This window comes from Catenulispora rubra, assembly GCF_015356825.1.
In the GTDB taxonomy this organism is placed as follows: domain Bacteria; phylum Actinomycetota; class Actinomycetes; order Streptomycetales; family Catenulisporaceae; genus Catenulispora; species Catenulispora rubra.
Genome location: NZ_JAACYW010000010.1, coordinates 63,882 through 87,173, shown reverse-complemented (window position 1 = coordinate 87,173; position 23,292 = coordinate 63,882). Strand labels below are relative to the sequence as shown.

15 protein-coding genes and 1 pseudogene are annotated in these 23,292 nt (G+C 68.8%); 5 read left to right on the top strand and 11 right to left on the bottom strand.

Annotated features, from left to right (window positions below):
* The 4 genes from GWK61_RS05505 to GWK61_RS05490 form a co-directional block, all read right to left on the bottom strand.
* A partial coding sequence (locus GWK61_RS05505; RefSeq protein ID WP_194905627.1) for an AMP-binding protein occupies nt 1–2,320 on the bottom strand: 2,320 nt, incomplete at its 3' end.
* A gap of 220 nt (nt 2,321–2,540) precedes the next feature.
* Nucleotides 2,541–2,822 carry an acyl carrier protein gene (locus GWK61_RS05500; protein ID WP_194905625.1) on the bottom strand — a complete coding sequence of 94 codons (282 nt, stop codon included), beginning with the start codon at nt 2,820–2,822 and terminating at the stop codon, nt 2,541–2,543.
* Complete coding sequence (locus GWK61_RS05495; protein WP_194905623.1) at nt 2,819–4,510, bottom strand: acyl-CoA dehydrogenase family protein; 1,692 nt, start codon at nt 4,508–4,510, stop codon at nt 2,819–2,821. Before GWK61_RS05495 ends, GWK61_RS05500 begins: the two co-directional genes overlap by 4 nt.
* The gene (locus GWK61_RS05490; RefSeq protein ID WP_194905621.1) at nt 4,500–6,257 is read right to left on the bottom strand and encodes an acyl-CoA dehydrogenase family protein; all 1,758 of its coding nucleotides are present in this window, start codon (nt 6,255–6,257) and stop codon (nt 4,500–4,502) included. The genes GWK61_RS05495 and GWK61_RS05490 overlap by 11 nt, the downstream gene beginning before the upstream one ends.
* Before the next feature lie 947 nt (nt 6,258–7,204).
* Here GWK61_RS05490 and GWK61_RS05485 point away from each other — a divergent pair.
* Complete coding sequence (locus GWK61_RS05485) at nt 7,205–8,008, top strand: alpha/beta fold hydrolase (protein ID WP_194905619.1); 804 nt, start codon at nt 7,205–7,207, stop codon at nt 8,006–8,008.
* Between the two features lie 276 nt (nt 8,009–8,284).
* On the opposite strand, the gene GWK61_RS05480 is transcribed toward GWK61_RS05485, so the two are convergent.
* Nucleotides 8,285–8,968, bottom strand: a complete 684-nt coding sequence (locus GWK61_RS05480) for a response regulator (protein ID WP_194905617.1) — start codon at nt 8,966–8,968, stop codon at nt 8,285–8,287.
* Nucleotides 8,965–10,176, bottom strand: coding sequence for a sensor histidine kinase (locus tag GWK61_RS05475; RefSeq protein ID WP_194905615.1), 1,212 nt, complete (start codon nt 10,174–10,176; stop codon nt 8,965–8,967). Before GWK61_RS05475 ends, GWK61_RS05480 begins: the two co-directional genes overlap by 4 nt.
* Before the next feature lie 143 nt (nt 10,177–10,319).
* Between GWK61_RS05475 and GWK61_RS05470 the strand changes: the two genes are divergently transcribed.
* Complete coding sequence (locus tag GWK61_RS05470; RefSeq protein WP_194905614.1) at nt 10,320–11,072, top strand: ABC transporter ATP-binding protein; 753 nt, start codon at nt 10,320–10,322, stop codon at nt 11,070–11,072.
* An 82-nt stretch (nt 11,073–11,154) separates the two neighbouring features.
* On the top strand, nt 11,155–13,569 hold the full coding sequence (locus GWK61_RS05465) for an ABC transporter permease (protein ID WP_194905613.1): 2,415 nt from the start codon (nt 11,155–11,157) through the stop codon (nt 13,567–13,569).
* A gap of 129 nt (nt 13,570–13,698) precedes the next feature.
* Here GWK61_RS05465 and GWK61_RS61495 read toward each other — a convergent pair.
* Nucleotides 13,699–13,896, bottom strand: a pseudogene (locus GWK61_RS61495) (IS701 family transposase); the annotation flags it as partial.
* A 276-nt stretch (nt 13,897–14,172) separates the two neighbouring features.
* Between GWK61_RS61495 and GWK61_RS05460 the strand changes: the two are divergent.
* Entirely contained in the window at nt 14,173–15,204 is a 1,032-nt protein-coding gene (locus GWK61_RS05460; protein ID WP_194905612.1) for a ParB/RepB/Spo0J family partition protein, read from the top strand.
* Nucleotides 15,205–15,594: 390 nt separating this feature from the next.
* Here the strand turns inward: GWK61_RS05460 and GWK61_RS05455 are convergent, their stop codons facing one another.
* The 4 genes from GWK61_RS05455 to GWK61_RS05440 all read right to left on the bottom strand — a co-directional run bounded on the left by GWK61_RS05455 (nt 15,595) and on the right by GWK61_RS05440 (nt 21,371).
* A complete protein-coding gene (locus GWK61_RS05455; RefSeq protein ID WP_194905611.1) occupies nt 15,595–18,015 on the bottom strand; it encodes an aminotransferase class I/II-fold pyridoxal phosphate-dependent enzyme in 2,421 nt (806 codons plus the stop codon).
* Nucleotides 18,012–19,031 carry a 4-hydroxyphenylpyruvate dioxygenase gene (gene hppD / locus GWK61_RS05450; RefSeq protein ID WP_194905610.1) on the bottom strand — a complete coding sequence of 340 codons (1,020 nt, stop codon included), beginning with the start codon at nt 19,029–19,031 and terminating at the stop codon, nt 18,012–18,014. Before hppD ends, GWK61_RS05455 begins: the two co-directional genes overlap by 4 nt.
* Before the next feature lie 76 nt (nt 19,032–19,107).
* Nucleotides 19,108–20,691, bottom strand: coding sequence for an MBL fold metallo-hydrolase (locus GWK61_RS05445; protein ID WP_194905609.1), 1,584 nt, complete (start codon nt 20,689–20,691; stop codon nt 19,108–19,110).
* Between the two features lie 467 nt (nt 20,692–21,158).
* Nucleotides 21,159–21,371: an MbtH family protein gene (locus GWK61_RS05440; protein WP_228561783.1), complete on the bottom strand. Its 213-nt coding sequence runs from the start codon at nt 21,369–21,371 to the stop codon at nt 21,159–21,161.
* Between the two features lie 577 nt (nt 21,372–21,948).
* Between GWK61_RS05440 and GWK61_RS05435 the strand changes: the two genes are divergently transcribed.
* Nucleotides 21,949–23,019 carry an LLM class flavin-dependent oxidoreductase gene (locus tag GWK61_RS05435; RefSeq protein WP_194905607.1) on the top strand — a complete coding sequence of 357 codons (1,071 nt, stop codon included), beginning with the start codon at nt 21,949–21,951 and terminating at the stop codon, nt 23,017–23,019.
* The last annotated feature ends 273 nt before the right edge of the window (nt 23,020–23,292 follow it).

Sequence of the window (23,292 nt, the reverse complement as noted above, 5' to 3'; positions counted from 1 at the left end):
TGGCCACCGGCACCCCAAGCGGCACCACACCCGCGGCAACCGACTTCCGATCGAACCGGCCGGCCACCACGCCGATCGTCGTCTCAGTAGGCCCATAGTGGTTGAACACACCACGATCACCGGCCACCTCAAGCAGCCCGGCAACCAACGCCGACGACGCCGCCTCACCACCCAACACCAACGCCCCAGCCGGCATCAGAGCAGCCAGACCGACTCCCGCACCCAACGCCGCCAGATGCGAAGGCACCACCTTCACAAAATCGATCCGGTTCTCCGCCAGATACCGGGCCACAGCCGACGGATCAGTCACCGCACCCTCGGGCAGAACGTGCAGTTCACCACCGGTCGTCAGACTCGCAAACACCACAGTGTTACCAAGATCCGTCACCGTGGGCTGCAACAGCGCATACCTACCACCCTGCGCACCGAAACCGACCTGCCCCGGCACCGAAGCCACATAATTCGCAAGCCCCCGATGCGTCACAGCCACACCCTTGGGCTCACCCGTCGAACCCGAGGTATAGATCACATACGCCAACTGGTCAGCCAACACGCCGAGTTCCGGCGAAACAGTGGGCCCTGCGATCACCTCGGCCAACACCGCCGGATCATCCAAAGCGATCGTGCACACACCCTGGACTGCCAACTCCCCCATCAGCGCCGCCTCACCCAGCACATGCCCGGCCCCGCTATCAGCCAGCAACTGCCCGAGCCGCTGCACCGGATAGGCCGGATCCAACGGCAGATACGCCGCCCCCACCTTCCACACCGCCAAAATCGCCTCGACCACCTGCAGACCACGCGGCAGACACAAACCCACCAACGACTCCGCACCGACCCCCCGAGCCAGGAGATAGTGCGCCAACCGATTGGCTCGCACGTCCAGCTCGGCAAAGCACACCGCCACACCATCGGCCACCACCGCAACCGCATCCGGCGTCGCAACCACCTGAGCCGCAAACCGCTCCGACACCGACACCGCCTCGCCAGACACCACAGTGCCGTTCCACTCCTCCAACACCAGCCGACGCTCAGCCGGGTCGAGCAGGTCGACGGTACCGACGGAGGCGTTGGCCGGAGCACTGCTGAGCCAGTCCAGCACGGCCAGGTACCGGCGGCTCACCGACGCCGCCGCTTCGGCGTCGTAGTGCTCGCGGTTCATCTCGATGATGGTTTGCACACCGCGCTCGGCCGCCTCACCGAGCACGTCGATCTTCATGCCTTCGGCAGGCCCGCTGGCCAGGCCGGTCCGGGTGATCGCGCAGTCGCCGAAACCGATCCGGCGGTCGGCCACCATGACGTCGACGATCATGTCGTACAGCGGGGTGCCGCCGACCCGCTTCAGGTCCCTGAGCAGGTCCGGATACTGGTAGCGCTGGTGAGACAGACCGCTGTGGACCGCTCGCTGCGTCTGCCGCGCGAGCTCCTCGACGGACATGCCCGGACCGACCCTGAGCCTGATCGGCATGATGTTCGCCGTCATGCCGGGGATGCCCACCTCACGCATGCTCGTGCGGCCACTGGCCGACACTCCGAGCACGACGTCCCGCGCCCCGGTGGACCGGTGCTGGTAGACGGCCGACGCGGCGATCACCAAACCGGCGAAGCTGACCCGGAGCCGCTTCGCGGCAGCCCGCAGCCGAGCGGTCGCGTCGACTCCGAGATCCTGCTGGTGGGTCACCGGCCGGCCGGCGAGGTGCCGCCCCTTCGGTCCCTCGGACGCCGTCTCCTCCTCGAGGTCCGAGAACGCCTCCAGCCAGAACCGCCGATCCCGGTCACGTTCCTGCGAATCCCGGTAGACCTCGTCGGTCTCGATCAGCTCCGACACCGACCGCAAAGCACTCTCGGCCGGATCCCCACCCGCCCGAAGCACCCCGTACACCTGGGACAGCCGCTCAGCGAACTGCGACAGACCATTACCGTCGAGAACAATGTGGTGAGCACGCTGATACCACAGGAAGCGATCCGGCCCGAGCACGAAGAACGCATGCCCCGACAGCGCCCCGCCCACCAGCTCCACCGGCGTGTCCAGATCAGCCTGGATCCACTCGTGCGCCACCGCGCGCGGATCAGCCTCCCCCCGCAGATCCGCCACGTGGACCGGAACCTCCTCGGCCTCCCCGAGGAACTGCCGCGGCGTCCCGCCCTCCACACGCAGGCGCAGACGGAGAGCCTCCGCCTCCCGCACCGTTCGGCGCAGCGCACGCACGAAGAGATCCGCGTCGAGTTCGCCGTGGATCTCCGTGCAGTCACCGATGTTGTACGCCGGATTGTCAGGCGCGAGCTGCTGCGCGTACCAGACCCCCAGCTGGCCGGACATCAGATCCCACGGACCCCGTGCGGAGGCATCCATTCTCGTATCCCTCGATCGATCGACGCACTCTGGAAGAACAAAGGCAGGACGCTGAACCACGGCACTGGGACCTCGCGAATCCACCAAACCGACCCACGGCCCCGTAAAACCCCGCCGCAAACAAACGTGCACTAAGAGCCCTGCGGGCCTTGAAGGCTCGGAAGGCCCAGAAGGCCCGGAAGGCCCATCAGAGCGACGGCAGTTCGGCCACCAGGCCGGCCAGGTGAACGGTCAGAGCCGCGACCGTGTCGACATCCCACACCAGGGTCGGCTCCACGATCACACCCAACTCGTCCTCGATGTCCCCGCACAACGCGAAGGCGTACACCGACTCCAACCCGTACTCGGCGAGCGAGACACCCGGATCGATCTCCCCCACCGGTGTCTCCAGGTAATAGGACACCCGCTCCATCAACCACCGCTCAACGTCCTCACCCGACACCCGCACACCCACTCCCCGATCAGTCATCGAACTCCCTCTCTCATCGGCGAAACATGACGTGCGGACAGGTCGAGGAGCCGCCCGTCCTGGAAGCGCTCGACAGCGATGTCGAACAGCGCCTGCTCGGCACTCGTGCGCTCGTCCGGAGTGAGCACCGGGGCGCCACCGAGGCGTCCGGAGAGCCGGTCGAGGATCCCGAGGAGCGCCGCCTCCTGCTGACGGTCATCGCTGCGCCAGACCGCGAACGCGGCGGCGGCGGCGATCAGCACCGTGTACCGGTCGGCCATCGCATAGGCCTCCGGCGAGGCCCCGATCGTGAGGTCCGAGGGAGCCAGTGCGGCGCACTGGGCGCGCAGCGCGAGCACCTCGTCCCTGAAGCGCACCGCGAACCGGCCGACCGGGCTCCCGGCCGACTCGCGCTCGGCGGTCTCGGCCAGCACGCCGATCAGACCGTCACCGGGCGGCATGCCGACGGCGAACTGGTCGAAGTCCAGCGGCGGCAGATCCGCGCCGAGGTCGAACAGCTGCTGAGCGGCGGCCGGGTCGGCCAGCCAGGACTTGCGCGCCAGCCGGGGCAGTTGCGGCAGGATCAGCACCAGGCAGGCGGAGCGCGAGATGTGGGCGAAGGTGGCCGGAGCGGCGTCCCTGACGAGCTTCTGGAACATCGCGTAGGAGCCCTCGCGGAGGTAGCCCTGAGCGCCCATGACCGCACGCAGATCCTCGAGGGCATCCAGCAGGATCCGTGACGTCAGGTACTTCATCGCCGGCGCGTAGAGCAGCGTGGCCTCCGGGGCCAGGTGCAGCGCCCGGAGTCCGACGCCGCAGAAGGCGTCGACGGCCAGCAGGTCGGCGAAGGCGCGTGCGAGGGCGGCGCGCACGTAGGGCAGGTCGGCGGCAAAGCCACCGTAGAGGCGCCGCTCGTGCACGAACTCCAGTGCCAGACGCAAGGCGGTGTCCAACGGCCCGACGATGACGGCCGGGAGCACCACTCGGCTGAGTTGGTAGGCCCGCAGGGCGTTCTCAATGCCCTGACCGGGCCGGCCGAGCATCGCCTCGCCCGGGATCGGGCAGTCGGAGAACCGCAGTCCGCCGAGTTGCACTCCGTTCATGCCGGAGCTGGGGAACCGCGGCAGATCCAGCACGCGGTCGGCCGGCAACTCGGCCCGGGTGACGAAGAACTGGCTGTGGCTGCGGCTGCCGGCGGCCTGGCTGGTCCGGGCGAAGAGCACCATGGCTTCGGCACGGCGCAGATTGGTGACGATCTCCTTGCGTCCGGTCAGCAGCCAGCCGTCGTCGCTCGGAGAGGCAGCGCATTCGGCGTGCGCGAAGTCGTTGCCGTGGTCGAGTTCGTGGAAGGCGGCCGCGATCCGGCCGCCCCGCAGCAGGATCTCGGCCGCCTTCGTGCGCTGCTCGTGCGTGCCCGCGGACCAGATGTTGACCGATGCGAGCAGGGAGCTGAAGCCGTAGCCGAGGCCGAGGCAGGGGTCGCGTCGCCACAGCGCCCGCTGCACTTCGGCAAGCCGGTCGGCGCGCACCAGCCGGCCACCGTACGCGGCGGGCACGAACTCGGCGTTCATGCCGTAGGCGTCCAGCAGGCGTTCGCCCTCGGCGAGCATCTCGTGCCGCTCGTCGGCGGCGAGGATGGCGGCGTAGCCGACCGGGTTGTCCGCATCCCGCGGGTTGCCGAGCAGTGCGTCCAGTTTCTCAGCGCTCACGCGAGTCCATCCCCTGCTGAGACGATCGCGGCGCCGGCGCCCCGAACGGGGTGACGGGGGCACCGGTGGTCGCGGCTTCGACGATGAGACGGGCCAGCGCGCCGTCGAGCCGGTCGTCGCCGGGCACGGCAGCCGGCAGCGGCACCCGCAGTACCGCGGCGAGCCTGGCCAGCAGGGCGCGCAGCGCCGCCCGCACCCAGAGGCCGTCCTGCCACAGCGGCTCCGCCGCATGCTCGGATTCACCCGTGGCCCACACGTGCAGGCAAGCCGCACCCGCGTAGCAGAGCTCATAGGCGGCGGCCAGCTCGTAGGCGGCCATGGCGGGACGGGCGGCGGGCGCCACGTCGGCCATCCGGCCGTGCAAGTACTCGGCCATGGCGCCCAATGCGACGGCCTGGTCGGTGAGCCCGGTGGGAGCGAGCCGGCCGCCGATCGACTCGACAAGCGCCGGCAGTGCTTGCACCACCGAGCATCCCTGCCGGGACACCATGGTCAGTGCGCCACGGTCGACGGGTCGGACCGGGCCGCCGACCGACACGGCTTCGGCCAGTCCGCCCGCATCGACGGTGCCGCCGGCGAAGCCACGGACCAACCTGGGGAACTGCTGCACCAGGGCGGCGCGGTTCACCGGTGTGCTGCCGTCGAACACCGCCACGATCTGGTGGTCGCGCCACACCTTCTGGAACGCGCCGTACTCGTAGACGTCGGAGAGGAAGGAACGTGCGCCGAGCAGTTCGGCGAGCTCCCCGAGCGTGTCGTCGACCAGGGTGGGTGCGAGCGCCTTGGCGACCGCCGAGGTCACGCTCATCTCCGCGGTGAGGCTGTGGATCGAACGGCCGGCGACCAGCGAGGTCGCTTCGGCAGCCGTCAGCAGCGCAGCGCCGCGGGCCAGGACCGAAACCGGGAAGGGCCGTTCGGCCAGCGGGCGCTTCTGGATGACGCGCGCCGCGGTGAACCCGGCCGCGAGACGCAGCGCGTGCTCACCGGCGCCGAGGGAGAGTGCGGTGCACATCGTCCGGGTGAACTGGAGCGCGAGCAGCACCGTCTCCAGGCCGCTTCCCTCCGGGCCGATCAACGCGTCGGCCGACAGCAGCGCACCGTCGAACTCGATGCCGGAGATGTCGATCCCGCGGATGCCGTGCGTCAGTACCTTCGGCAGCGTCCGCCAAGTACCCGGCTGTAGCAATGACTTGTCAATGAGGAAGAGGCTCTGGCCTCGCCCGGAGCCGACCAGGCCGGTGCGCGCGAGCAGAGTGAGATGGCTGGAGCGGGTGGCGTTGTTGATCGGCCACTTCACGCCGTCGACGCGGTAGCCGTCAGGCTCCGCCGTGGCGGTGACCGAACCGCTCAACAGGTCGGCGCCGTGCTCCGGCTCGGACAGCGCCCAAGCCACCGGAGAACCTGACATCACCGCGTCGGCGGTGGCCCTGGCCTGCTCGGGGTTGCCGGCGATCCAGACCGGGGTCACGCCCAGGTACGTCTTGGCGTGGGCCGTCACCGCACTGATGTCACGGCGAGCGGCAGTGCGCCAGAGCCGGATCATCTCCTCATGGTTGGACAACGCGCCGCCCCACTCGGTCGGCACGTAGTAGGCCGGCAGGCCGAACCCATCGAGGCGGGAGCAGAAATCCGCGGGAAACTGCTCGTTCTCATCGAGTTCCACGGACAGGCGAGCCGTCTCGTCGAGCGTGCCCAAGGCTTCGTCGAGGGCCGCCTCGACCCCGGCGCCCGCGCGGGTGGCGCTCACGTGAGGTCTCCCGCCGCCGGGCGCCGCACCCCGGGGTCCGGTTCGCGCGGCGAAGGCAGCCCCACCCTCTGGTAGCCACCGAGATCGAAATCCATGCTGTTCCCCTAGGCTGCTGCTCCGTCAGTCGCTGTTGTTCCGGGGGGTACGGCGCACCGTTCCGACTCCTACCTCAGCCGATATGCGCCCCGCCTCGCGTCGAGGCCGGACTACTCGTGAAGCGCGCAGCATCGGCATCGATTGCGTCGGGATTAGGGATCATGGTGAGGCCGCCGACCACTATGCCTCCAACCCTCGTCGCTCGGTAAGTGGCAAAGGGCACGCTGACCCTGAACGCCCAGATGGTGCAGGGGTGCTGGAATGCAAGGGCGTGCGGTCCCGGACGAGGGCGCGGGTGTTCGACTGCCGCACACCCTCGGTTGAACATCCCGGTCGCCGGCGAGCGGGACCGCATCGTGCTTTGGCGGCCCGTTGCCATCGGATCCGTGGGTGACCGCCCGACTCGCCAGGTGCTCTTCGAAGCTCAGGCTCGACCGTCCGGCATGAACGTAGAGCAGTCAGATGTCTGAATCATGGTGTGAGCTGGGGTCTGGTGCCGGTAGGGCTGGTGTGACAGGCTTCTGATCCATCCAGGTCCGCCGTCGTCGGACGTGTTCGTGTAGCCCGAGCGGCGCAAGCAGCCGTCGTCCGGGCGGCGGGAGGGCAAGCAGCCGAGCAACACCGCTACCCGGGCCTGGAAGTCCTCGCCCAGGCTCAAGTCGTCGACACCACCGAGGACAGCGACACGATCGAGGGAATTCAGGCCACGAATACCGGCGTCGGGCCATCGCCTCACCGCGCCGTCAGCCTGGTTTGATGACAGCGCGACGCGGTGCCAAGGTGGGCGTGGCGGAGCCGGATCGGCGGGCCGCCCGCACCCCGATTCCCTCTCGCTCAGGAGTACCGACACCATGCCCCAGGTGAGCACCAACGGCATCCGCCTGTCGTACCAGCGCTCGGGCCAGGGAGAATCCGTCCTGTTCATCATGGGCTCGGGGGCCGCGGGCCGGGTCTGGACGATGCACCAGACTCCGGCCGTCATCCAGGCCGGCTACCAGGCGGTCGTCTTCGACAACCGGGGCATCGGCGGCTCGGACGCACCGGAGGGCAGGTACTCGCTGGCCGACATGGTGGCCGACACCAAGGGGCTCATCGAGGCGCTGGACCTCGGCCCGTGCCGGATCGTCGGGTACTCCATGGGCGCCATGATCGCCCAGGAACTGGCCATCGAGGCACCTCATCTGGTGCGCTCGGCAGTCCTGATGGCGACCAGGGCCCGGTCTGACGCGATGCGCGGGGCGATGCTGGAGAGCGAGCAGCTGATGCGGGAGAATCACGTCCGACTGCCGCCGAAGTACGAGGCGGTCCGCACCGTCCTGGAGATGCTCTCCCCCGCCTCGCTGAACGACGACGACGCCATCCGCGCCTGGCTGGACATCTTCGAACTGACCGTCGGCGGCAGCGACACCGCCGACGGCCAGGCTTGGGTCACCCAGACCGGCGACCGACGCAAGGCGCTGCGCGCGATCACGGTGCCGTGCCGGGCGATCGCCTTCGCCGACGACCTGATCTGCCCCCCCCACCTGGTCTCAGAGGTGGCCGACGCCATCCCCGGCTGCGACTTCGTCAAGATCCCCGATGCCGGACACCTGGGGCACCTGGAGCGACCGGAGGCGGTCAACGCCGCGATCACCGAGTTCCTCGACAAGTACTGACGGGCACTCCTGACAACACGGCAGACCTCGCATGAGCCTGCTCGCCCGCCTGGTGGTCGACCCGGGCACCCATGCCGGGCGCTGGAGCAGCGAACATCGGTAAGACATCTGGGAGTTGACGGCAGCCTACGGTGCCGTGCCGGTACGCGGACTGTCGCTGCCGAACCGGGCGGGACCCGAGGTGGCCTCCGGCACAGGCCCGGGTGCAGTGGGTGAGCCGGCGCATCTGGCGAACGCGGCGAACTCGTGGTCGGCGATCGTTCGTCTCCTGCCGCCCTAGCGTCTACGCGGCACGAGTCCGGTGTCGAAGGCGATGATCGCCAGGTGGACGCGGTCCCGAGCTTCGAGCTTGGCGAACAGCCGCGCGACATGGGTCTTCGCCGTCGTCACGCTGATCACCAGCCGGTCGGCGATCTCAGTGTTCGACAATCCCTGTCCGACCAGGGCCAGCACCTCGCGCTCGCGGTCGGTGATCCCGGCGATGGGACTGGAGTCCGCGGAGAGTCCGGCGTCCGGTTCGGGGGCTGCGGGGCCGGAGGTTCCGGCGAAGTCCGCGATCAGTCGTCGGGTCACGCTCGGTGCGAGCAGCGCGTCGCCGGCGGCCACCACGCGGATCGCTTCCAAGATCGCGTCCAGGGCCATGCTCTTGAGCAGGAATCCGCTGGCCCCGGCACGCAGTGCGCCATAGACGTACTCGTCGTCGTCGAAGGTCGTCAGCACCAGCACCTTGGGCGGGTCCGGCTCGGCGGTGGCCTGCCGGGTCGCCTCGATCCCGTCCATGCCCGGCATCCGAATGTCCATCACCACGACGTCCGGCCGCAGTCCACGCACCAGACGCACCGCCTCGTGGCCGTCGCCGGCCTGGCCGACCACCTCCAGGTCTTCGGTGTCGCCGATCAGAATCCCGAGCCCGACCAGCATCAGCGGCTGGTCATCGACCAGCAGCACCCGCACGCTCATACCGGGAGCCTCGCGGTCACCCGGAACCCGCCCTCCGGACGCCGGCCCGCACTGAACTGGCCGGACAGCAACGTCACCCGCTCGCGCATACCGAGCAGGCCGAAGCCGCTCCCGCCGACCGCCGAGTGCCTCGGATGGCCCGGCCTCCCGACACCGTCGTCCCCGTCGTCCACCACCTCGATCGTCACTCCTTCCGGCTCGTAGCCGACCGCGACCCGGCACGTGCGCGCCCCGGAATGCCGCACCACGTTCGTCACCGACTCCTGGATGATCCGGAACGCCGACAACTCGATCTCCGGCGGCAGTGGACGCTGCTCGCCCCGCCAGCTCACATGAACCCGCACCCCGGCGTCGGCCGTGCGTTCAGCCAGCAGCGGGACGTCGGCCAGGCTGCTGGCCGGCGCCAGCGGAGCAGCCTGCGCCATGGCGTCGTCCGGCTCGGCCCGACGCAGCGCCCCGAGCATACGTTGCAGCTCCAGCAACGTCTCCCGGCTGGTGGTCTCGATACCGCGCAGCGCCTGCCGCGTCTGCTCAGGCTTGGTCTCCACCACCCGCGCCGCCGCCCCCGACAGCACCGTGATGATCCCGATACTGTGCGCGACACTGTCATGCAGCTCACGAGCGATCCGCAGCCGCTCGGCCATCACAACGCGCGCCTCGGTCTGCTCCTGCAAGGCTTCGCGGTATTCACGACGTTTGCGATACACCCCCCCGATAACCCACGCGACCGCGATCCACGACGCGTACTGCCCGGCCCACCCGGTCGCGTCGCCGACGGAGCCTTCGGGGCCGACGTGGGTGAAGTTGACGAACACGGCCGCGACGGCCGCGACGGAGCCGACGGCGGCAGCCTTCGGCCGCCGGGTGGCGAGGTACCCGCTCAAGGCGATGAGCAGGACGAACACGCTCAAGGGCCGCGCGCCGACGATGTCGCTGAGGACTGCTTCGCCCAGGATCGCCGCGTAGACCGCCGCCGGCAGACGGCGCACCAGCAGAACCGGAAGGCCGAGCACGAGGTAGAGACCGGTCATCTGGAAGGGCCCGAGGCCGGAAAACCGGAACATATCATCGAAGTGCCTAGCCTCGGAGACCGGCATCGTGAAGCAGAGCATCAGCGCGTAGAAGCAGGTGGTGGCCAGCACCACGGCCTGGACCTTCAGCCAGCTCTTGCGCTCCGGTGTCGACAGACGCTGGAGAAGCTCTTGCATACGCCAGATCGTATTCAGCGGCGTCGGCTCCGCGCGTCATCCCGGGGGTGTACGCCGGATACACCCCCGGGCCGACGGCCTGGGGAACGGTGACATCCGCCGGCCGACGCGACGGCTAGCGGTCTGTTCCTAGGCTCGTGGCCATGACGAACGCCCCGATGATCGATCTTCGCGACGCGACGAAGAAGTACGACGACGGCCCGCCCGCACTGGCCGGCGTCACCTTGTCCGTGGCGGCCGGTGAGTGTGTGGCGATCCTCGGCCATTCCGGCAGCGGCAAGTCCACGCTGCTGAACCTGATCGCGGGGCTGGACAAGCCCTCCAGCGGCACCGTGACCGTCGCCGGCACCCGCGTCGACCAGCTCGGGGAGGCCGGTTCGGCGAAGTACCGCCGGGCCTCGGTCGGCATGATCTTCCAGTTCTTCAACCTGCTGGACGACCTGACCGTGTTGGACAACGTCATGGTTCCGGCGCAGCTGGCCGGGATGGGCAAGGGCGATGCGAAGCGGCGGGCCGCCGAGCTGCTCGGCTCGCTGGGCATCGACCGGCACGCCAAGGCTTATCCGCAGCGGCTGTCCGGCGGGCAACGGCAGCGGGTGGCGGTGGCCCGGGCGCTGATGAACCGGCCGGCGCTGCTGCTGGCTGACGAGCCCACCGGCGCTCTGGACTCGAGCTCGGCCGAGGACGTGCGCCGGCTGCTGCTGGACCTGAACAACGGGGGTCAGACCATCGTGTTGGTGACCCACGATGTGCAGCTGGCCGCCGCCACCGCGCACCGCACCATCGAGTTGGTGGACGGTGCGGTCGCGCGGGACGTCCTCAACAGCGGCAGCGCCGGCGGTGCCGGCCGGGCCGTCGTCACGCCGTTGACCCGTCCGGCGGGAGCGGTCGGATGACGCTGCGCAAGCCGCCGATGCCCCGGCGCCTGTTCGAGGCCGGATTCCGGGCCGTGGCCCGCCTGCTGCTGGCGGTGAGCCGGTGAGCGCGCTCGGCAAGGTCGTACGCTCCGGCGTGGGCCGGCGTCGGGTCCAGACCCTCGTCCTGGCCCTGACGACGTTCACCGCGGTGCTGTCATCAGTACTCTCCCTCGGTCTGCTGACCGCCGTGCAGGCCCCGTTCGACCACGCTTTCCACACCCGGAACGGAGCGCACCTGGCGGTCCAGTTCGACGCTTCGAAGGTCACGGCCGCACAGACCACCGCCACCGCGCACGTCGCCGGCGTCACCGAGGCGGCCGGGCCGTACCCGGTCGCCGCCGCCCTGGACACGACCGTCGGTACGGACTGCCCCAAGACCGATTGGGCCGGTCACAACAACGGTTCGATCACCGTCACCACCCGGCCCGATCTGGGGAGCACCTCCGGAATGGACCAGCTGGTGCTGACCCAGGGGCGCTGGCCGACCGGCCCGGGCGAGATCGCCCTCCCGGCGAACAACTATGCCGACGCCTGCTTCGGCTCCTCGGTGGTGTTCTCCTCCCTGCCGGGCACGCCGTCGTTCAAGGTCGTCGGCTTCGCCGACTCGGTGACCAACAGCGCGACCGCCTTCGCCACCGCCGACGGTTTCGCGCGGCTCACCGCCGCCGGTGCCAAGTCCGACATGCAGATGCTCTACCGGTTCGCCAAGGCCGACACCAACGCCGACATCGCCGCCGACAAGCAGGCGGTGGCCGCCGCCGTGCCGGCCGGCGCGGTCGAGGACGGACAGTCGTATCTGATCGCGGAATGGCAGGCGACCGGCAACGCCAAGGCCTTCGTGCCATTCCTGATCGCCTTCGGGATCCTCGGGCTGATCCTGTCGGTGCTGATCATCTCGATCGTGGTCAGCGGGGCTGTGGCCTCGGGAATCCGGCGCATCGGGATTCTGAAGTCGTTGGGCTTCACCCCTTCACAGGTGACCCGCGCCTACACCGCACAGGCCATGATCCCGGCGGCACTCGGCGTGGTGCTCGGCACGGTGTCCGGCAATCTCGCGGCCGGGCCGATCCTGAACGGGGCCAGCAAGCAGCTCGGCGCGGTCAATGCCGCGATTCCGTTGTGGGTCAGCGCCGTGGTGTCGCTGGGTACCCTGCTGATCGTCGCCGTCACGGCTTCGATCCCGGCGTTGCGGGCCGGCCGGATGTCGGCGGTGCAGGCCCTGCTGGTCGGCCGCGCCCCGAAGGCCGGGCGCGGTCAGAGGGCGCAGCGTCTGGCCTCGCGGCTGCCGCTGCCCCGGACCGTGTCGCTGGGGCTGGCCCAGCCCTTCGCCCGGCCGGCCCGGACCGCACTGGTCGGCGCGGCGGTGCTGCTCGGCACGATCAGCGTCACCTTCGCGGTGGGGTTGGGGACCGCGTTCAGCAGGTATCAGGACATCACTATGAGCTCGGGCTTCAACGTCGCGTCGAAGATCGTGAAACCCACAGCCGAGCTGGGCGTGCCCTGGAATCAGTACGGCCCCAACGATCCACGCCACCCGTACCTGGACGCCGCCAAGGTGGCCGCCGCGCTCGCCGAGATCCCGGGCACGAAGGCCGCGTTCGGCTGGGGCGACGGCGGCGCGACCATGGTCGGCGCGCCGATCGGCGGCGAACCGCCGGTCCTGTACGCGACCAGCGGCGACTTCTCCTGGACGAAGATGGAGCTGCTGTCCGGCCGCTGGTACTCGGCGCCCGGCGAGGTCGTGGTCGGCGACAAGCTGGCCTCGTCGGCGGGGATCCACGTCGGTGACTACATCACCGTGGTGCGGCAGAACAAGCAACTGTCACTGAAGGTCGTCGGCGTCAACTTCGACACCCATGGAAGATCCGACTACACGGCCCTGACGGATGCGGCCACCTTCACCGCCGCCGGTCTGACCCCGCACATCGACCATTTCAACGTCGAGCTGGCCTCGAACGTCAACGGAACGGACTGGTCCGCCTCGGCCGCCGCCGCGCTGACCCCGCTGAACGCCTCGGTCCAGCCGAACTCGGACGGGGGCAGGAATCTCGTGGCGATCATCATGTACACCCTGGTGGCGATGTTCACGCTGATGTTGACCGCCGTCGCCGCGCTCGGGGTGCTGAGCACGGTGGTGCAGGACACCCGCGAGCGGGTCCACGACATCGGGATCTTCAAGGCCCTCGGGATGACCCCGAAACAGACCATCGCGATGGTTCTGACCTCGGTGACGTTCACCGGCCTGATCGCCGGACTCATCGGGGTCCCGCTCGGGATCGTGGTGGAGAAGGCGACACAGAGCCCGATGGGGCACGCGATCGGCCGGCACCTGCCACCGAGCGTGACCCACACCTACACCGCCGGGCTGCTCATCCCCCTGCTGGCCGCCGGGGTCGTGATCGCCCTGCTCGGGGCACTGCTGCCGGCCGGCTGGGCGGCCCGGGCCCGGACCGCCACCGCGCTGCGGACCGAGTAGACCGAGCAGAGCCGCCGGTCGCCGCAGTAAGAGCGGTGCTGGGCACTGCACGGAGCTACAAGAACGCTGGAATGCCGACCTCCCCGGTTGATACCCCCGGGAGGTCGGCATTCCAGCGTTTTCCTCGCGGTGCTGCGCGCCCGCACCCGGCTCGGCATCCGCCAACGCTGTCAACGTCTTGTTCCGATCGCGGGGACGCAGCAGCGCGGTCGCATAGTCCCTGATGCCCTGCCGTTGAGCACACGATGCCAACAGCGGGTCAAACAACGCCAGGTATCGCTCCAGCGGACCCGGAGCCGGCCGCTCGACCGGCAACCTCTCGGCCATGATCCCTCCTGACGGGACGCCGCACCGCAACCCCAGTGCATCGCAGAACCTCCTCGATCACAACTGGCCAGCGGCAGCCAGATGGTTGAATCATGTGTTTGAATCATGGTCTGGTGCGGGTGGGGCGGGTGTGACAGACTCCTGATTTACGTCGGGGCTGGAGTCGCTGTCGCGCGAGGATCTCCTCGCGTTGATCGCGTTGCAGCAGCGGCAGATCGAGGACTGGAAGGCGACGGTGGTCAAGCGGGGAGTGGCATGGCTACAGATGATGACGTAATGCAGAACTGGCCAGATTCGGCCGAATACCTGATTAGCGTGCGGGAGGTGTTGACACACTCGGCGCCAGTGGAATCCGTCGATATCGAAGAACTGAGCGCCGCGTATTCGGCGCGTCTCGCAGGCGCCGACGGCGCGTATGTCCGGAGCATGGCCGACGCCGCGGGAGACCTCCCGCCGATCGTCGTGCACCGCGCGACGATGAAAGTCATCGACGGTGTCCATCGATTGCAGGCCGCCAGATTGAACGGTCAGGCCACGATCCAGGTCCGCTTCTTCGATGGTCAAGACGACGATGGCTACCTACTTGCGGTGGCGATGAATGTCATCCATGGACGTCCACTGTCGATGGAGGACCGCATAGCCGCGGCCGAGCGAATCCTGGTCTCTCGACCGCAGTGGTCTGACAGAGGGGTGGCCGTCATTGCTGGATTGTCAGCAAAAAAGGTCGCCGAGGTGCGCAGCCGCGCAGTCGATGGCCTGGATGAGGGCCACAGGATCGGGCGGGACGGCCGAAGCCGGCCATTGAATTTCGCCCACGGACGCCAGGTCGCCGCCGACCTGCTCAAAGGCCAGCCCGAAGCATCGATACGCCAGATTGCCAGGCAAGCAGGCATTTCTCCAGCTACCGTCGCCGACGTGCGCAACCGGCTCCTACGGGGTGAGGATCCGGTCCCGCAGCGAGAGGCCATCAAGGCTCCGGACAAGGAACCAGAGCCGGGTAATGTGGCAAATCTGGATCAGGAGCGGGCCCTACGCAGGCGTCGCTCGGTCAGATCACCCGTGGATCCCAGCGTTGTCCTGGAATCACTCCGTCGGGATCCGTCGCTCAGGTTCAACGAGACCGGACGCGTGGTCCTGCGTATGCTCGACGCTTGCGCCCTTTTCGCGCGCGATAGAAAGGATATCGCCACTCGACTGCCGCCTCATTGTAAAGAATCGATGTCGATACTGATCCAAGAGTATGCGCGAATCTGGCAGACGTTCGCCTCCGAGCTGGGCAGCGAAGATGCTCTGACAGAATCGTGCTGAGTAGGCGAAGAGCTCTGATATCGCGAATATTTGGGCCACCCTCGCCGGCACTGACGCGAGCGTAGCGTTTGCAGTATCGCGCGCCAAGGATATCGCACCCGTTGACGCTCCGGAGTCAGACTTCGAAATTCGAGCCTCCAGATGGACGCACTTTTCGTCGGCGGTGCGATCATGAAGGACGTCGGTCGGAGCCGAACCAGCTTTGTCAGATGCTTGCTGATGCCACCTGATCACTCAGTGCTGTTGGTCGCGTCCGGTCTCAGGTCACGGCCCAGGAGCGTTCTGAAGATCATGGCCGGCATGGCCCCGGATCGGCCGATTCGGGGCCATGCCGGTTGGCGTGACGGGCAGGCGTGCCGAGACACCGGTGGGCCCTGATGCGCGAACGGCTCAGCCGCGGGCCGTCTGGGACTGGGACTTGATGAAGTGCGCCAACCGCTCCATCCCGTCGGCTATCTCCTGGTGTGTCAGGTAGCTGACGGACAGCCGGACGGCGTGCTCGCCACCGCCGTCCGGATAGAAGTAGGACATCGGGGTCCAGATCACACCGAACTCCTCAGCCGAGCGGATCAGCGCCGCGTTGTCGGCCTGGAACGGTACGGTGAGGCTGAGGAAGAAGCCGCCGGTGGGCTCGTTCCAGCACACCCCGAGGGCCTCCCGCTCGGCGGCCGGGAACTGCTTGGCGAGCTCCTCCAGGGTGACCCGCATCGCGTCGCCGTAGTAGGCGGCGGTCTCGCTGTTCAGCTCGGAGGTCCGACCGTCGGCCGCGAGCAGCATGCCCGCTACCACGGCCTGGCTGACGGCCGAGGTGTTCACCGTGATCATGCTCTTGATCTTGGCGAGCTCGTCGGCCAGCAGGCCGGTGCGGCCGTCGGCATCCACCACCGTCTGGTCGGCCACCGCGTAGCCGACCCGGGCGCCGGGGAAGAGCGTCTTGGAGAACGATCCCAGCTGCACCACGCGTCGGTGGCGGTCCAGGGACTTCAGCGTGGGCAACTGCCGCCCCGGGCTGACCATCCGGTACGGGCTGTCCTCCAGCACCAGGATGTCGTGGCGCTGCGCCAGGTCGAGCAAGTCGAGCCGGGTCTGCAGCGGCATCGTGGTGCCGGACGGGTTGGAGTGGTCGGGGATCACGTAGAACGCCCGGGGACGGCGGCCGCGGGCCCGCTCGGCCAGGACGGCCGCTTCCAGATCGGCGCAGTCGAAGCCGGACTCGCGCTCGGCCACGGCGGTCGGGGTGACGTCCAGCAGCCGGGCCGCGCCGGTGATCCCCACGTAGCAGGGGCTGGAGACCAGCAGCACGTCCTCGGGCCCGGAGATCAACGCCCGCACGGCGAGGAACATCGCCTCCTGGCACCCCACCGTGACCACGATCGACTCGGGGGCGACGTCGGTGTTCTCGTCCTTGCGCAGCGAATCCGCGATCAGCTCACGGATCTGGCCGCTGGTCGGGCCGTACTGGAAGAGCGCGGAGCGCACCTGTCCGGGCGAGGCGCCCTGCGCCTGCAGATGGTCGAGGTAGCGCCGCAGATGGGTGAAGATCTGCTCGGTGTCGAAGAAGCCGTCGTACGGGCGGCCGGGGGCGAACGAGATCGCCTGCGGATAACGGGTGGTGACCTCGTTGAGGAAGTTCATGGTGTCCAGCACCGGGTCACTGACACTGCCGTGCAGTTCGGCCTTGCGCAGCCCAGCGGCCGGCGTGCTCCAAACCGCGCTCGGCGCCGGGGTGACTTCGGGTTCCACGCCGACCAGGGCAGGACCCGCCTGCGCAACTGACGGGGTCCCGGTGAGTGCCATGGCTTCGACCAGCTCCTCGGTGATCAGCTCCAGGAGGTGTGCCGCGCCGTTCTCGCCGGCGACCGCGAGGCCGTGCAGCACCGGACGGCCCAACAGCACCGCGTCAGCGCCCAGTGCCAGGGCGGCCAGCACGTCGGCACCGCGGCGGATGCCGCCGTCGACCAGTACCGGGCACGCACCGCCGACCGCCGCGGTGATCTCGGCGAGCACTTCCAGGGTGGCCGGGACACCGTCCAGTTGGCGGCCGCCGTGGTTGGACACCACGATCCCGTCGACCCCGGCGCGCAGTGCCGCCCGGGCGTCGACCGCGCTCAGAACTCCCTTGACCAGCACCGGGAGTGAACTGATCGCACGCAGCCAGTCGATGACCGACCAGTCGAGCGCGGGATCGAACTCGGTGAGCGCGTGTGCGCTCGGGGAGGCGTAGTCGCCGCTGGTGAGGTTGGCCGGCACCATCCCGTCCGGCAGCCGGAAGTCGTTGCGCAGGTCGCGCAGCCGGCGGCCGAGCCGGGGGGCGTCCACGGTGAGCACCAGCGCCTCGAAGCCGGCCCGCTCGGCCCGCTCCACCAGCTGCCGGGTGGTCGAGCGGTCCCGGAAGCAGTACACCTGGAGCCAGAGCGGCGCACTGGCGGCCTCGGCGACGGACTCGAAGGTCCGGCCGGCGAAGGTGCTCACCACCAGCGGCAGGCCGACCCGGCCGGCGGCCCGCGCGGTGGCCACCTCGCCCTCCGGATCAGCCAGGGTGTGGTAGGCCATCGGTGCCACCGCTATCGGCGCCGGCCAACTGCGCCCCAGCACCGTGGTTCTGGTGTCCGGCGCGCCGGCTCCGGACAGTACCCGCGGCCGCAACCGCACCCGGTCGAACGCCGCCAGATTGGCCGCCAGGGTACGCTCCTGGCCGGCGCCACCGGCGATGAAGTCCCAACTCCCCTGGTCGAAACGGACCCTGGCGGCTTCCTCATAGTCCTTCAGGGTGTACAGGCCGGTGGTCTCGGGGCGTTCGGTACCCGTCACGAAGTCAGCCGATCGCGCTCCACCGCTTCGTACAGGGCGCGGATGTTGGCGCTGCCGAAGCCTCGCGAACCGTTGCGCTGGATGAGCTCGAAGAAGAGCGTGTTGCGCGGGTAGGGCGAGCGGGTGAAGACCTGCAGCAGGTCGCCCCACTCATCGTGGTCAGCCAGGACTTTGGTCTCGCGCAGCTCCTCGACCTGGGCGTGCGGACCGCCGAGCCGCTCGCCGAGCATGTCGTAGTAGCTGTCCGGCGTGTCGAGGAACACGACACCCCGCTCACGGCACTCGTGCACCGCGGCGATGATCTCACCGGTGCGGAAGGCCAGGTGCTGCACCCCCTCGCCGCCGTTGCGCTCCAGGAAGTTGTCGAGCTGCCCGGGCTCCTTGCCGGGGTCCGGTGCGACCAGGGTGAGGATGGCACTTCCCGAGTCGCTGCGCACCACGATGGAGTCCATCGCCTGGGCGCCGACCGCGACATACTCCGAGGAGTAGCGGGAGAAGCCGAAGGCATCACGGTAGAAGTCGGCGTACTTCTCCAGGGTGCCGCCCTCAAGGCAGACCGCGATGTGGTCCAGGCCGGTGACCCGACCGGTTGCCGCCGTCGCGGCGACCCCGGGTGCGGAAGACCAACCACGGCTGGCGGGAAGACCGTTGACCAGCGGATCAGTCGGCAGCAGGGTGTGCACGACATCTCCGAAGCCGGACACGACCGGCAGGCCCTGCGAGGAACGCGTCACCGTGGCGCCGGCGGACGCCGCCGCCACGGCGGTCGCCGCCACGTCGTCACAGGTCAGCGCGATGTCGGCGATACCGTCGCCGTGCTGCTCCAGGAACCTCGCGATCCCCCGCCCGGAGGTGACCACCAGGCGAACCCCACCCTGCTGCAGGAGCACCGAACTCCGCTCCGGCTCCACCGAGTCGGCCACCCGGGTGAACCCCATGGCGGACACGAAGTGGTCGACGGCCGTCGCCGTGTCGGTCGTGTACAGCTCGACATAGCCGATGGCGTGCACAGGCATGGAAGTACCTCCAACAGGAGCTGAGAGTCGGATTCGACGAGGGGCTCGTCTGGGGCCCGCGGTCAACCGCGGGCTGCTACCAGCGCCACTGCTGCTGCTTGAACAGGTGGCCGGCCGGGATGTCGTGCTCCTTGCACCAGCCGAGGAACTCCTCGATCTGCTGGATCTGGTAGGAGTCCGGAGTGTAGGTGGTCGCCATCACGTGGCCCAGCCAGTCCTCCTCGCCCATCGCGTAGACGTAGGCCTCCTTGGCGCCCAGCTCGACCATGATCGCGGCGGCCTGCTCGGCGTTGGACCCGGACAGCTTGCGGGAGTTGCTCATCTTCTTGGTGACCGGGATGGTCAGCAGCGCCTGGTAGAGCCAGGTGAGCGGGGCGCCGTCGCACTCCATGCCGAGGAAGGCGTAGTCGGCGGTGCCCAGGTGGTTCTTGACGTAGCGGTAGAGCTGCGGGTCGATGCCGGAGGAGTCGGCACCGATGAAGATCTTCTTGCCCGCCAGCTCGGCCCAGTAGGTCGACTTGGCGCGGATGTCCAGGTCGCAGTGCTCGCCGAGGAACGGGGTGGCGGTGACCTTGCCGCCCGGGAACTCGACCTCGTCGAAGTCGTCGACCTCCACCACGTCGAAGCCCTGGTGCTTGAGCATCAGCGCGATCGACGGGTCGGCCAGGTTGCCGCGGGAGTAGCGCGGGCAGACGATCTTGCCGACCCGGCCGCGCAGCTGCAGCAGGGTCTCCATGACGATGTGGTCCTGGTGGCCGTGGGTGATCAGCACCAGGTCGATGTAGTCCGGCAGGTCGTCCAGCGTGTAGCGGTCGCCGGCGTCGCTGTCCGCGCTGATGAACGGGTCGGTGACGATGGCGGCTTCGGGCGTCTGCAGCACCAGGCAGGCGTGGCCGAAGTAGCGGATCCGGCCACCGGAGGAGATGTGGCGGTCCTCGTTCAGGGCCGGCGTCTCGCTCAGCATGGTGCGCAGCACGGCCACCTGCTCGTCGTTCAGCTCCAGGGCCGCACGCAGGTGGGCCAGCGTGGTCGGCTTGACACGGGCCTTGAACAGCTCCGTCAGACCGGGGTGCCGGAACGGGATGCCCAGCTCCAGCACGTCCTCGGAGGGCAGCCGCGGGGTACTCAGGATGAACGGGCGCTCGATGCCGGTCTCGAAGGAGAGCTGTACCGACTGGCGCGACTCCTGGTAGTACGGGCTGTGGTAGAGCACCGGCTCCATGAAGCGCAGCTGCGCGTGGTTGTCGGTGTCGTAGGCCAGCTCGACCAGACCACCCAGCTCCTCCGGCAGTTTCGGGTAGAGCGGGGTCAGGTCGAAGCCGGTGGCGTTGGCCCGCAGCAGCTCCTGGCCGGCGGCGATCGCCGCGGCGAACTTCAGCATGTCGGCCCGGTCCCGCTTGATCGTGGCGAGCAGCTCACGCACCTCGTCGGCGCGCTCCTCCGGGATGTTGATGAAGTATCCGCCGCGCAGCTCCGGGTTGTTGCTGGCCGCGACATGCACCTGCGGGGACTGCAGGTACGACTCGAGCAGCGGGACGTGCAGGAACGCCAGGTTCATCGCCGCCTGCACCGGCGCCATGGTGTGCGGCTGGGCCACAAACCTGTCCACCAGCGGCTCGACAATGACCTTGGACCGCAGAAACAACTGCTCATCAGCCATCTGCACACCTTCCCGGGAAACCGAAACCATCAACGGGGCAGCCGACGATTCGTCGTACCTGTCCCGCCCGGACGCGGCACCGAATCGCGGAGTCAGTAAACGCCGGAGAAAAACAAGAACCTGAAATCAAGGCATTGAGGAGGGGGCGCTCACCTCGCCGCCCGAATGAGCGACATCAGCAGAATGGCTCGGCAGGCACCGTCGATCAATACTTGTGCCTTGCACAGCACCGGTCCGTTGCGGACTCAGCGCAGGTACCGTGCTCGGCCACGCAGTTCGACTGCGGCAGTGCGACAGTTGAACACCCTCGGCCGGAGGCCGCCTCGGCAGTCGAAGGCCGCCGCCGGGGTATCCCGCGGGGCCTGCCCCACCGTCGGCAAGGAGTCGGCGCCCGGTCGCGACAACGCCGAAGGCCGCTTCCTCGCGTGGGAGCGGCCTTCGGGGGTGTCGACGGGGGTGTAGGCCGATCAGCTCTGGGCCATCGCGGCGATCAGGCTCTTGGGGCGCATGTCGGTCCAGTTCGCCTCGATGTAGTCAAGGCACTCCTGCCGCGCAGCCTCGCCGAACACCGAGGTCCAGCCGACCGGCACCTCGATGAAGGCCGGCCACAGCGAATGCTGGCCCTCGTCGTTGACCAGGACCAGGTAGTTCGCGTCAGGGTCCTCGAACGGGTTCGTCATCACGTCGTCCTTCCCGCGGGCATGATGTGGACCCTCCGGTCCCACCGCGGCCCACTATGGCCCAGGGTGCCGAGTCGGAGTCAAACAATCGCCGCACCGAGCACACCGTGGCCCCGGCTATCCGTCTGACTGCGGCCCGGCACCGGTTGAACAGGGCACTTCGCACCATCCGCGGTCGGTCTTGATCCACGTCGCGCATGGTGCCAAGGTGGCCGCGGCGGAGCGCGCGGTCCTCGAACTTCACGAGAACACTGACGGGACATCACACATGGCGATGAAATCCCCGGCACAGCCAGGCGCGGTCTACCTGGTATGCCTGTCGACGATGACTCGGTCCCAAAACAGCGGGTCCGACCAGGCACCGTACGCAGAGTCCTGCCGTACGCCCAGCGGTACCGCCCGGCACTGATCCTGCTCATGGACTGCACTGTCAGCTGTTGAAGCCACCCCTGTTGGTTGCCTTACAGTCGGATTCCCACGATCGGCGGGATCCGGCCCGCCGGGTGGTCGGACGCGGCGACCCGGCGTCCTCCTTCGCCCGACTACACACCACGTGCACACGATTCCGGAGACGCGGATGGACTTCAGCCTCTTCTACTTCGCCAACAACGACACCGAGCAGCAGGACTCCTACCGGCTGCTGCTGGATGGCGCGCGCTTCGCCGACGAGCACGGCTTCACCGCGGTGTGGACCCCGGAGCGCCACTTCCACTCCTTCGGCGGGCTCTACCCCAATCCTGCGGTTACCGGCGCCGCGGTCGCCGCAATAACCAAGCGGGTGGCCGTGCGGGCCGGCAGTGTGGTGGCACCGCTGCACCACCCGGTACGGATCGCCGAGGAGTGGTCGGTCGTCGACAACCTCTCCAACGGGCGGGTGGGGGTGGCGATCGCCTCGGGGTGGCACGCCGCCGACTTCGCGCTGCGCCCGGAGAACTACGAGACCCGCAAGAGCGCGCTGATGGACACGATCGACACGATTCGCCGGCTGTGGCGGCGTGAGTCGGTCGAACTCGTCGACGGCGCGGGCGAGTCGGTGTCGGTGACGACGTTCCCGCCGCCGGTTCAACCCGAGCTGCCGCTATGGCTGACCACCGGCGGCACCCCGGCGACCTTCGAACTGGCCGGACGGCACGGCCTGGGCGTCCTCACCCACCTGCTGGGCCAGCCGGTCGCGACGCTGGCACAGCGGATCGCCGAGTACCGGGCGGCATACCAGGAGCACCAGGGCGACGCGGGGCGCGCCCACGTGGCGCTGATGGTGCACACCTTCGTAGGCACCGACCGGGAGGCCGTACGGGAGACCGTGCGCGAGCCGTTCTCCCGCTACCTCGCCAGCTCCTTCGACCTGCTGGTCAAGGCTGCCGAAGCCGCGGGAGCCGACGGCGCCGCGATGATGCGGGAGATGAAGAACGTGAGCGAGGAGGACCGCCGTTTCCTGGTGGCCCAGGCCTTCGACCGGTACTTCGAGACCAGCGGCATGTTCGGCACCGTCGAGGAGTGCATGGCCACCCTCAAGCAGCTCGCCGACGCCGGCGTGGACGAGGTCGCGTGCCTGGTCGACTTCGGCGTGGCGACCGACCAGGTCGTGGACAGCTTCCAGCACCTCGCCCGCCTGCACGACACCTGGCGCGCGCACACCGGGCGCTGAGGGCACCCGCGGGCCGGCACAAGTGTCCCGGGGCGTCTGAGAGGCCCCGGGACACTGTGCTGGAGACCGCCCGCAGTTGCAGACGGGCCACACGAAACCGCCGCAGACAGAGGTTGTCCGCGCTGCGGTTCTCCTCCTCCGTCATTGCTGCGTCCCAGCGCGGGCCGCTCTCGCTACGGGCGCAGATGTGCGCGACCCGGCTGTTCAGCAACGTCTGGCCGGTGTCGGAGTTCCTCCGGTACAGCGGCTCGCGGCAGTCCGGCTCGGCGCAGC